7 protein-coding genes and 4 pseudogenes are annotated in these 6,882 nt (G+C 59.5%); 7 read left to right on the top strand and 4 right to left on the bottom strand.

What is annotated here, in order from left to right:
* Window positions 1–190, top strand: a pseudogene (locus ACTHL0_RS09695) (DUF2384 domain-containing protein); the annotation flags it as partial.
* A gap of 155 nt (window positions 191–345) precedes the next feature.
* Here the strand turns inward: ACTHL0_RS09695 and ACTHL0_RS09690 are convergent.
* Both ACTHL0_RS09690 and ACTHL0_RS09685 read right to left on the bottom strand, forming a co-directional pair.
* A complete protein-coding gene (locus ACTHL0_RS09690) occupies window positions 346–1,749 on the bottom strand; it encodes an amino acid permease (protein ID WP_440566514.1) in 1,404 nt (467 codons plus the stop codon).
* A gap of 349 nt (window positions 1,750–2,098) precedes the next feature.
* A complete protein-coding gene (locus ACTHL0_RS09685; RefSeq protein ID WP_440566513.1) occupies window positions 2,099–2,752 on the bottom strand; it encodes a helix-turn-helix domain-containing protein in 654 nt (217 codons plus the stop codon).
* A 185-nt stretch (window positions 2,753–2,937) separates the two neighbouring features.
* Between ACTHL0_RS09685 and ACTHL0_RS09680 the strand changes: the two genes are divergently transcribed.
* The 4 genes and pseudogenes from ACTHL0_RS09680 to ACTHL0_RS09665 all read left to right on the top strand — a co-directional run.
* The gene (locus ACTHL0_RS09680; protein WP_440566512.1) at window positions 2,938–4,230 is read left to right on the top strand and encodes an FAD-dependent oxidoreductase; all 1,293 of its coding nucleotides are present in this window, start codon (window positions 2,938–2,940) and stop codon (window positions 4,228–4,230) included.
* A gap of 20 nt (window positions 4,231–4,250) precedes the next feature.
* The gene (locus ACTHL0_RS09675; RefSeq protein ID WP_440566511.1) at window positions 4,251–4,640 is read left to right on the top strand and encodes a RidA family protein; all 390 of its coding nucleotides are present in this window, start codon (window positions 4,251–4,253) and stop codon (window positions 4,638–4,640) included.
* 39 nt (window positions 4,641–4,679) lie between these two features.
* Window positions 4,680–4,877, top strand: a pseudogene (locus ACTHL0_RS09670) (4-hydroxyphenylpyruvate dioxygenase); the annotation flags it as partial.
* A pseudogene (locus ACTHL0_RS09665) lies at window positions 4,858–4,998 on the top strand (helix-turn-helix domain-containing protein); the annotation flags it as partial. The pseudogenes ACTHL0_RS09670 and ACTHL0_RS09665, both read left to right, overlap by 20 nt.
* A gap of 82 nt (window positions 4,999–5,080) precedes the next feature.
* Here ACTHL0_RS09665 and ACTHL0_RS09660 read toward each other — a convergent pair.
* Window positions 5,081–5,215, bottom strand: a pseudogene (locus tag ACTHL0_RS09660) (phenol degradation protein meta); the annotation flags it as partial.
* Window position 5,216: 1 nt separating this feature from the next.
* Between ACTHL0_RS09660 and tnpB the strand changes: the two are divergent.
* Window positions 5,217–5,345, top strand: coding sequence for an IS66 family insertion sequence element accessory protein TnpB (gene tnpB / locus ACTHL0_RS09655; protein ID WP_440566510.1), 129 nt, complete (start codon window positions 5,217–5,219; stop codon window positions 5,343–5,345).
* 276 nt (window positions 5,346–5,621) lie between these two features.
* Complete coding sequence (locus tag ACTHL0_RS09650; protein ID WP_440566509.1) at window positions 5,622–6,041, top strand: hypothetical protein; 420 nt, start codon at window positions 5,622–5,624, stop codon at window positions 6,039–6,041.
* Here the strand turns inward: ACTHL0_RS09650 and ACTHL0_RS09645 are convergent.
* Window positions 6,038–6,882 (bottom strand): DMT family transporter (locus ACTHL0_RS09645; protein WP_440566508.1); only part of this gene is annotated, 845 nt, incomplete at its 5' end. The two genes, ACTHL0_RS09650 and ACTHL0_RS09645, sit on opposite strands and share 4 nt — an antisense overlap.

Here is a 6,882-nt window from a genome sequence, read left to right as displayed (position 1 = left end):
GGCGTTGCGCGTGATTCGCGCGGCGACGGATATTCACGGCTGCGTGAAGCAGGCGCTGTTCTGGTATCGGAACGAACCGCTGTCGGAGTTCGAGTACAAGACGGCGGAACAACTCGTGTCGGGTGGGCGGACGGACGAGGTGTTGAAGTACATCGTTGCGACGGAGGTGCATGCGGGGAGTACTCACTAGGCCGCTCTTCCCGCGGCGGCTTCTGCCACGGTCGACATGCCTGCTCCGTGATCTCCACGGCGCAGGCATGTGGGCGGTCTGCCGGCGCAGCGAGAAAGCCTGGCAACCGGTGACCCAACAACTGTTGAAGGAGGGTGCTAGGACCTTCGCGTTCCTTACTGTGATTCTTGCGAGGATTTCAGTTGACCATCGGCACCAATCCCCACGCCTGCACCGCGACGAGCGTGCGATCGCACGTAGTACGCACCCGCGGCAAGTATCGTCCATGTTGCGCCAGCGTAGATCGAGATACGAGACTCCGGATCCGCGCCGAGCATGTACAGAACGAAGCCGCAGAAGACCAACGAGACTACCGCGGATAAATTCGCAGCCGGCAAGATGAATCCAGTTTTCCTATCAGAGCTGGGGACGATGCGTCGATAGCCGATGTGCGTGAGAACAATGAATACCCAATTGAACACGACGTTGAACGCTAGGATCGACATCATTGCGCCGAAGGCCTGATCCGGGACCACGTAGTTGAGAACGACGCCCAGAGCCGTGCAGACCAAAGTCGCGATGACGGCGCGGCCGGGAATTCCGTTCGAGAAGAGCGGGCTGAACACACTTGGCGCCTGATCCTGCAGCGCAAGATTTCTCAGGATACGTGCGCCGCTAAAGAGAATGCAGTTGAAGCTTGAGAGCGCAGCAGTCAAGATAACGAAATTGATGATTCCTGCTGCTTGCGAGATACCGATGCGCTCGAACGTCACTACGAATGGGCTGCCATTCACACCAATCTGGTCCCACGGATAGATGGCGAGGATCACGCCAAGAGCGAGCACGTAGAAGAACAGGATGCGCCAAATGACAGAGTTAATCGAGCGTGGGATGGTCTTCTGGGGATCACGGGCTTCGGCGGATGCGATCGCAATCATCTCGATCCCGGCGAATGAATAGGCGACAATCGGGATTGCATTTAGCAATCCGGTGACTCCGTGCGGAAACCAGCCGCCATGGTTCCAGAGATTCGACAAGCCCAATGGCACGCCGTGATTTCCCCAACCGAACACAATGATCGTCGTGCCGCAGCCGATCAAGGCAAGAATCGCGACGACCTTGACGAGCGAGAACCAGAATTCGATCTCGCCGTATACTTTCACCGCGAGAAGATTCAATAGCCCAATACTTGCAATCGCGCTGAAGACCCAGATCCACTGGGGTACATCGGGAAACCACATCTTCATGTAGACCGCAACGGCGGTGGATTCAGCGATGCCGACGCCAACCATCGTGATCCAGTAGTTCCAGCCGACGAGGTATCCGGAAAAGGGACCAAGATACTGATGGGCATATGCTGCGAAGGATCCGCGCGACGGATCGCGAACCGTCAATTCTCCCAAAGCGCGCATGATCAGGAAGATGACGCCGCCGCAGGCAAAATACGCGGCGAGCACGCCGGGACCGGCGGCCTTAATGGCGGACGCGGAGCCTAGGAAGAGCCCAACTCCGATGGCCATACCCAATGCCATGAAAGACAACTGGCGGGTGCTGAGTAGTTTCGAGTCCTTTGGCTTCATAGCGTGCGGTGGCTCCGTTACGGTTCGGATTTGATCAGAGGACGTGACTGGTATCCGGGCGCGAATGACCTGGATCGGAACGGCTGCAGCGCTGGTCACGATAGCGTTAAGGCTTTCGCGGTTACGTTGAGCGTTCGGCCGAGACTCCGCACATGTGCCGTTGAACTGAGGTGGCTCGCTGGGACCAGTCCGAGGAGTGGATTGGACGCGTTTTTTGCGTATACGCAAATAATGGTAAACACCTCTGCCCGCCGGAATTTCGGCATGTCGCGGATACGCAAATTTTGTGATTAGAGGGTGGCGCTTGCGCTGTCGGTGCCTACGTCGGGGACTGATAAATGGAGATGCATTAGGACAGGCTTTGGGAGTGGCCCTGGCGTGCAAACGCCATGTGGTCACTTTCGTCGGTGATGACGCCCACTACTTTCGCTAGTTGTTTGCTCACTGTTACGTAGGCGTGTCCGATGCGGCTGTCGAAGTAGAGGGTGTCTCCTTTGCAGAGCGAAACCCTTTCACCCGTTTCGAAGTACACGTCGATCTCGCCCGTCAGTACGTAGACGAACTCATGGCCGGCGTGCCTGGCGTAGTCTTGCGGGCCACTGAACTCGCGTGCGTGTACCGTTCCCAGGACGGGTTCAAATGGCTTTCCGGGAACGCCGGAGGCGAGAAACTCGTATGTAAAAGATAGACCACGGTACGCAACGCCTTCGCCCGCTCTCGTCACGACCGGCCCTTCGGCCGGTTCTACTTCGCCGGTGCCGCGCGAGAACAGGGAGCTGAGGTCAATCTCCAGTGCTCGGCCCAGAGCAGTGAGGTTTTCGTACCCAAGCGCAAGGTGGCCGCGCTCGGCTCGAGAAATTGTCGTGATCGAGACGCCGCATTTTTCAGCGAGCTGCGTCAGTGTCCAGCCGAGCCGCTTTCTAGCGGTACGCAAGCGTTGCCCCAACTCTACTGGCGTCAGCGACGCGCCCGGTTGTTTCTCGTTGTCTGGCCTTGCCTTCACGAAACGTCCATCCTTGCTGCACGGTTATGTTGTGCGAGGTATCCCCGTTTCTCGTTGCTGCGGAAATAGCAGGGGAACATCGCCGAGAATTTTGCGTAAACGCAAAATATGCTAAGGTGCTGTGCTGCACCTCGAAATTGCGGGTTTGCGCGTAGGAGTATACGTTTTCATGGGGACTTACTGATATGAGAATTGTGGTCGTCGGTGCCGGTATAGCAGGGACGGTGACTGCGCTCGCGCTCTCGCGGGAAGGGCACGAAGTTCATATCTTTGATGGTGCTGCCGAGGCTGCCCGTGGCGCCAGCCATGCCAACGCGGGTTTGATATCGCCAGGGCATTGTTTTAGCTGGGCCGAGCCCGGGGTCGCCGGTGTCGCGCTCAAATCGCTATTGGGGCTGGGCGACGGCATCAGCATCTGTCCGCCTTGGACGCCCTCACTATTGCGCTGGGGAGCGCTCTTCGCGCGTGAAGGCACGCGAGAACGCTGGCTTTCGAACTCAAAAGCAGCGCTCGCGCTTGCGGCCTACTCGCGCGACTTGCAGTTTGGAGCAAGTGACATTCCGCTCGATGACTATGGCGGTCGCCATGATGGCATCCTGTACTTGTATGGGGAGAGCGACAAGCCGGGGCCATACGATGAAGCCCTGCTAAGCGCCGCAGGAGAGGCTTTCGAGAGCCTGGATCACGACGGGTTGCTGAACTGCGAACCGATTCTGCACGCCGCGACGGTGAAGTTTGCAAGAGCCGTGTTCTGTCCGAACGATGGCACTGGCGATGCTGCTCGCTATGCAACGGCGGCCCTTGGAAAGGCTGTCCAACTCGGAGCCACGGCGCGTTTCGGCGAAAAGGTGATTCGCCTCGATATCAGCGGGAACACAGTCTCGGGCGTCGAGACAGATCGAGGCTCCTTCAAGGCCGATGCCGTCGTGGTGACCGCAGGTTTGTCCTCGCGGCAACTTCTCGCCTCGGCGGGCTACACCCTGCCGATTTACCCAGTCACTGGTTACTCGATCTCGTATCGGGTCGCCTCGCCGTCGCGTCCGCGTGTGGGCGCCGTTTCGATTCCGCATAAGGTGGCGTGGGCGGCCTTCGGTGAAGAGACGGTGCGGTTCACTGGCTTTGCCGACATCGGGGTTCCTGGAAGCGTCAAGGTGGAGGAGCGGTTTCGTGCGCTCGAAGCGTTTGCGTGCGAGGTGTATCCCGAAATCCGCGACGCCAAACCGTCCAGGTGGGTCGGGCAAAGACCCATGACGCCGGATAACCTGCCGTTCCTTGGGGCGGCGGAGCATTCGAATTTATGGCTCAACTGCGGGCATGGCGCCATGGGGTGGACGATGGCATGCGGTTCAGCTCGCATCGTGGCTGATCTCATCCGCGGCCGGGAGCCTGCCCTCGACCTTTCGCCCTATCGCTGGGACCGTTACCGCCTCCTCGGGAGAAGGTCAGCGATGACACCGATACCGGCATCAATATCTTGAAACTTTGGAGCAATCCATCCATGACCGCCTACCCCGTTTTCTACCCAGCTCCCGCGGCAATGCCGTTCTCCGCCGCAGTTCGGGTACCCGGCTTCTTGCTACTTTCTGGCCAGATCCCGTTCGATGATGCACAACGCCCACATTCCGGGTCGATCGCAGAGCAGACTCATGCCGTGCTCAGGAGCATCTCAAAGACGCTACAGGAACTTGGCAGTTCGCTCGACAAAGTTGTGAAGGTGAACGTCTGGCTCAGTGACCTAGCCAACTTCGCAGCGTTCAACGAGGTCTACCGGGGGTATTTCGACGAAGGTTGCTACCCGGTCAGAAGCCTGGTTCAGGCGCAACTGGCGTTCGGAGTCGGCGTTGAGATCGAAGTTCAGGCGCTCGATGTTGCAGCACCCGCGCAATAGCGGTCGGCCGCATCAAACAGATTCCAGGTTTCTTCAACCATCGTGGTCGACGGCACGACCGAAGGCGGCAACCCGCGCCTGCTGCTGCAGATCTTCTCGGAGCCGCTGCTGGGGCCGGTGTTCTTCGAGTTCGCCGAGCGCAAGGGCAACTACCGCGAAGGTTTTGGCGAAGGCAACTTCAAGGCCCTGTTCGAATCGATGGAGCGCGACCAGATCTCTCTCGGACTGCTCGGAGCGCAACGTTTCGTCTATCGTGATGAACTGGGGATTTTCGCATCTCGGCCGCTTTTCCAACGACTACAAGCAGCTCTTCGGCGAAACGCCATCGCAGACACTCAAGCGTGCGACGAGACGTTAGATCGTTCGGCTTTGAGTCACCGTGCGCCATATCCGCAGACTCGACTGCAGCCCCGGTATGGCGCACTCTCTTGATCAGCGTGTCACTGGAAGTGATGCATGTAGCGCAGCACCAGGCGCGTTCCTTCGGGCCGGTTGCACGCATCCGCCTCGAAATAGGCGTTGAACATCAAGTGATCGTGCTGGGAGAAACTGTACAGCGCCGCCGAGCCGATCGACATGCGCAAGTCGATCGATTCGCTTTCGATGCTGGTCGGTCCAATGTTCGATCAGAGCGCGCTGAGCGGGGACGTGTTTGTGTTCTACGGCCGCGGAGGCACGTACTCCGGTCGCATGATGGCTGGCTGACGATCGGCTCGCGGCCGATGGGCGCCCGCTGTCGGTTGCGAACATGCTTCTCGATGTTTTCCAAATCTTGGGAGGCAATGTCTGCGACGCGCTCCGCGCAATCAAACTCTATCCTTTCGCCGTCATCCAATCGCTCGATTTGCGGTAAGTTGGCGTTGCCTCCACTCTGTTTCCGGGGATCACATCCCACTGGATGTAGCGGGGAGTCGTGTCGATTGCGGTTCGTCACGCCACGGGCGAGCGCCTGAATCAAGCTATCAAAAAAGGAAGAAGAGTATGTCTGCTATCAAGAACTGCGCGCGGATCGTTAACGATGCGAAGGGCTCGATCGCCATCGAAAAAGATTCGAATTTTGACGACATGATCTTGGTAGTCGACGGCGTTCGCCAGGACCGCTATGTGTTGCGGGCTGGGCAAGCCGCTTATGTCGGAGCGACATACGCTAACGAAGGCGCGATCGTCTATGACGACGACATGGGGCTGACGCTCACCTATCAGCCCGCCGGACAAATTCTGGGCGACGAACGATACCTGGAGATCGGGGTGCCGAACGACAGCGATGGATCCTCGGAGATATTTTCTGTCATAAGCGATAGCGAGGAAGGCGACGATAAGGCGCCGCTCCGCTATACGGTGAGCAACCAGTCATCAACCTCCATTACGCTCACGTTTTCGGATAAGTGCCCGACGCCTTAGACGCTCGACCTGTCGTACGCCGTATGTTCCGCCGGCCCACGCGCAGCGGTATCTACCCGCTTACGCGGCCCAAGTACGCCAGTCGACAACGAAGTCCCCAGCATAATCACAGCGCATCCGGTTGCCATATCGACGCTCAACCGTTCGCCGAGAAACACCATGCCCCACAGTACGCCGAACAACGGAATGAGGAAACTGACCGATGCCGTGCGTACCGGTCCGACGTTCGCGACGAGGCGGTAAAACAGGATGTAGGCGATGCCGGTACACGCAATACCCAAGCCGGCCACGCATAGCCATACGCTGCCGGTGGGCGTGCGCGCGGGCCACGCCAGGAATGCGAGCGGGAAGAGCATGACCGCGGCGGCCAGTTGGCTTCCCGTCGCGACCGCGAGCGGCGGCACGCCGGCCAAAAAGCGTTTGGTGTAGCTGCTCGCAATGCCGTATAGCGCGGTGGCGGACAGCGCGGCCGCCACGGCCAAGCCGCCTCGCGCATCGCCGATGACCGACGAGCCGCCCACCAACACCACCACGCCCGCAAAGCCGATGGCCAGCCCGAACACGCGCAGCGGCGACAGCCGCTCGCCGTGCCATGCGAATGCGACGATGGCGGCGAACAGCGGCGCCGCCGCATTGAGCACGGAGGCGAAGCCTGCCGTGAGCGTGAGTTCGGCATAGGCGAACAGGCACAGCGGGACCGCGGAGTTCATCGCACCGAGGACAAGCAAATGCGGCCAGCCGGTGCGCAGCGCGCGCAACTCGCCGCGTGCGGCCAGCATCGGTACGAGGAAGCACGAAGCGATGGCGACACGCAACGCGATCAGCGCGACCGGCCCGAACG

This window comes from Trinickia sp. (assembly GCF_051961175.1).
Taxonomy (GTDB): Bacteria; Pseudomonadota; Gammaproteobacteria; order Burkholderiales; family Burkholderiaceae; genus Trinickia.
Note: the sequence above shows the minus strand (reverse complement) of the source record. Positions and strands in the feature narration are given on the sequence as shown.